The following is a 3,043-nucleotide window of genomic DNA, read 5'->3' on the forward strand; positions in this document are numbered from 1 at the left end:
TAAGAATCATGTTACGTCAATTATGAGAGTTGTCAAGGGTGCAGTTGACCGGTCGCTACAGGCGATCGAGTTGCTCGCAAGAGAAGCGCGATGGATGCGTATGTCGGACATCGCCGCGGAACTGGAGTTGGAAAAAGGGCCCGCTCACCGGGTGCTCGCGCAACTCTGCGAGCAGGGTTGGGCGGAACAGGATGAGCAGACGTCCCAGTACCGTCTGACCTTGAAGCTGTCCTTGCTGGGTCAGCGTTACCTGCATGGGCTCGGGTTACCGGGTCTGGTGCAGCCCATCCTCGATGAAGTCGCAGCCCAGTGCCGCGAGCTGGTCCGGTTGACGGTTGTCAACGAAGGCACGCTCGCGTGGCTCGCGTCGTCCCAGGGCGCGGCGCCTGGCCTGATGTATTCGCCGTCGATGGACAAGCCCATCGTCCTGCACGCCACGGCCAACGGCAAGGTATGGCTGGCGACCATGTCCAACGACGAGGCGATTGAATGCGCGTTGCGCGGTGGACTCGGCAAAGCGGCCGCCAGCGGCGCATGCGCGCCGAAGGCCATCGGCAGCGTCGAGCAGTTGATTCCGGAGTTGGAGCGGACCCGGCAGCGTGGCTACGGTCTCGTTGTCGAAGAGGCCGAGCCGGGCGTCGCGGCTCTCGCGGTGCCGGTGCGTGCGCTGCCTGACGGTGAGGTGGTGGGCACCATGAGCATTGCAGGGCCGGTCACACGGGTTCAGCCGGAGCGTTACGAGGCCTTTTACGCGCTATTGCAGCAAGCGTCCGCGAAGCTGGGTGCCGTATGGCCGCGCCAGAGTGCCGGTGCGCATGTGAGTGAGGCGGCATGAACACGCCGGGCGCAGCTCAGGCTCTCGGGCGACTCCCTGCGCTGGACGACCAGGCAGCACGTCTTCTCGTCGCGGCGCGCCGGCAAGGCACGCCCTCGGAGCGCCTTCCCGTCGAACTGCGGCCTGCGAATCTGGACGAGGGTTTCGCGATCCAGCAGCAGGTGGGCGATCAGCTCGGCTGGAAGGCTGGCGCGTGGAAATGTGCGCTGCCGGCGGCGGGCAAAGTCATCGCCGCGCCAATCTATGACGCCGTCATCCACCGAGGCGCCCAATGCCGCATTCGCGCCATGCCTGGGCAGTCTTGGGTACGGGCAGAGCCTGAACTGGCCTATTTGCTGGCTCGCGATCTGCCGCCACGGCGCGAAGCGTATGGCGAAGCCGAGGTGCTCGACGCTCTCGGGAATGTTCACCTCGCGCTCGAACTGCTGGGCAGTCGCTATGCGCATCCGGAATCGCTGACGTTTCCTGAATTGCTGGCAGACGGCCTGTTCAATGCCGGTCTTGTCATTGGGCCGCGCGTTCAGTTGCGCGAGGGCGCGACGCCGGCCGATCTCCCGGTTGAATTCACCGTCAGTCTGGCTCGCGCCGGACAGGACACGGTCAGTTTTGCAGGCCGCCACCCTGATCGCAGCGTGCTCGCGCCGATCGTGTGGCTCGCCAATTTTCTCCGCGTCCGCGGCCTTGGACTGCATGCCGGCCAGGCTGTGATCACGGGCTCCTACGCGGGCGTGCTCGAGTTGCCGATCGGCTGTGCGTTGCGTATCGGCTTCGGTGATCTCGGCACGTTGCCCGTTCTTTTTTTGTCTTGATAGGAGCATCTAAATGCGTTTCGTCCGTTTCGGCCAGCCTGGTCAGGAGCATCCCGGTGTCATCGATTCGAGCGGCGCGATCCGCGATCTGACGGGCATCGTCGACGACATCGATGGAACGACTGTTTCGCCAGCGGCCCTTGCAAAGCTGGGCGAACTCGATCTGAATCGCCTGCCCGTCGTGGAAGCGGGCACGCGCCTCGGCGCCTGTATCGGCAATGTTCGTAACCTCGTGTGCATTGGTCTGAACTACTCCGATCATGCCGCTGAAACCGATACGCCGATCCCGCGCGAACCTGTCGTGTTCAACAAGCATACGGGTTCGATCAGCGGTCCGAACGATCCGGTCATCCTGCCGGCAGACGCGCAAAAGCTGGATTGGGAGGTGGAACTGGGCGTGGTAATCGGCAAACCCGCCTGGCAGATCGATGAAGCCACCGCGCTCGATCATGTGGCGGGTTACTGCCTTGCCAATGACGTTTCCGAACGCGCGTATCAGCTCGAACGCGAGGGTCAGTGGACCAAGGGCAAAAGCGGCTTCTCTTTTGCGCCGCTCGGCCCATGGCTCGTGACGCGTGATGAAGTGCCCGACCCACAGGTGCTCGACCTGTGGCTCGACGTCAACGGCACACGTCGTCAGACAGGCAACACGCGCACGATGATTTTCAACGTCGCGCATATCGTGGCGTATCTCAGCCGCTTCATGCCACTGATGGCTGGCGACGTCATCATTACCGGGACGCCTCCCGGCGTCGGCCTCGGTCAGAAGCCGCCCGTCTTTCTGAAAGCGGGCGACACGATGACCCTGGGCGGCAGCGGACTCGGCGAGCAGAGCCAGAAGGTCGTGCCGTACGCGGATTCGCTTGGCGCGGCATGGGGCCGCGGCGAATACCCGTTGGCACGATAAAACGATTCGATCTATAGAAGGAGGAGATATGAGCCTTGCTGGAACGGGCGTGGTCGCAATCTGGCATGACCTGCTGCCGGAAGCGAAGGATGAATTCTACGAGTGGCACAACCGCGAGCACATGCCGGAACGCGCCGGGATTCCTGGGTTCAGGCGCGGCCGGCGCTATATTGCGCTGGATGCGGGCCCCGAGTACTTCAATCTGTACGAAGCCGACACCGTGGAGGTGCTCGGCGCGCAGGACTACCTGCTTCGGCTCAATTCACCGACGCCATGGACGAAGCAGGTCGTCGCCTCGTTTCGCAGCGTGGCCCGCTCGATCTGCCATGTGGCGTATTCGGAAGGTGTTGGGCAGGGAGTCAATCTCATGACGGTGCGCTTCGACGTGCCTTCGGCGGCGCGGGCCGATGTCGTGAAGGGATTGCGTCAAGAGGTCTTGCCGCCGCTCGCCGACCGGCCCGGCATCACGGGCGTACACCTGTGTCTGGCCGA

The 3,043-nt window shown here is 63.6% G+C and carries 4 protein-coding genes; all 4 read left to right on the forward strand.

Annotated features, from left to right (window positions below; all coding sequences use genetic code 11):
- Positions 1-22: 22 nt before the first annotated feature.
- On the forward strand, positions 23-835 hold the full coding sequence (locus tag F6X42_RS42075; protein WP_187639654.1) for an IclR family transcriptional regulator: 813 nt from the start codon (positions 23-25) through the stop codon (positions 833-835).
- Entirely contained in the window at positions 832-1,644 is an 813-nt protein-coding gene (locus F6X42_RS42080) for a 2-keto-4-pentenoate hydratase (RefSeq protein WP_187639655.1), read from the forward strand. Before F6X42_RS42075 ends, F6X42_RS42080 begins: the two co-directional genes overlap by 4 nt.
- Before the next feature lie 13 nt (positions 1,645-1,657).
- Positions 1,658-2,551, forward strand: coding sequence for a fumarylacetoacetate hydrolase family protein (locus tag F6X42_RS42085; RefSeq protein ID WP_187639656.1), 894 nt, complete (start codon positions 1,658-1,660; stop codon positions 2,549-2,551).
- Positions 2,552-2,579: 28 nt separating this feature from the next.
- A partial coding sequence (locus F6X42_RS42090) for a hypothetical protein (protein ID WP_187639657.1) occupies positions 2,580-3,043 on the forward strand: 464 nt, incomplete at its 3' end.

Source organism: Paraburkholderia podalyriae (assembly GCF_014397785.1).
Taxonomy (GTDB): domain Bacteria; phylum Pseudomonadota; class Gammaproteobacteria; order Burkholderiales; family Burkholderiaceae; genus Paraburkholderia; species Paraburkholderia podalyriae.

Coding starts and splice junctions, on each gene's coding strand:
- F6X42_RS42075 (WP_187639654.1), top strand. CDS start 23: ATGAGAGTTGTCAAGGGTGCAGTTGACCGGTCGCTACAGGCGATCGAG.
- F6X42_RS42080 (WP_187639655.1), top strand. CDS start 832: ATGAACACGCCGGGCGCAGCTCAGGCTCTCGGGCGACTCCCTGCGCTG.
- F6X42_RS42085 (WP_187639656.1), top strand. CDS start 1,658: ATGCGTTTCGTCCGTTTCGGCCAGCCTGGTCAGGAGCATCCCGGTGTC.